1 pseudogene is annotated in these 260 nt (G+C 49.6%); it reads left to right on the top strand.

The window, feature by feature from the left end:
* Window positions 1-69: 69 nt before the first annotated feature.
* Window positions 70-260, top strand: a pseudogene (locus ACTHS3_RS18140) (hypothetical protein); the annotation flags it as partial.

Here is a 260-nt window from a genome sequence, read left to right as displayed (position 1 = left end):
GAAAGATGGGTAGAACATCCTTTTCCGAAAAAAAGCTACCTGAAACTGAGCCGACTTTAAGGAATAGATATGAACACTTGGCTAATCATAGGCGTCATCGTTTTTTCGACTCTGGTTTGCTGGTCGTTTCAAACCTGCCGCAGCCGTAAACGCGAGCAGGCTTGGCGGAAACAGGCTTTTCCCGAAGCGGAATGCAGTTTGATAAAGGAAGACTGCCGTTACGACATCGCGCTTTCAGACGGCCGCACCTTCCGCCAAGC

It is taken from the genome of Neisseria sp. P0009.S007, assembly GCF_051962515.1.
Note: the sequence above shows the minus strand (reverse complement) of the source record. Positions and strands in the feature narration are given on the sequence as shown.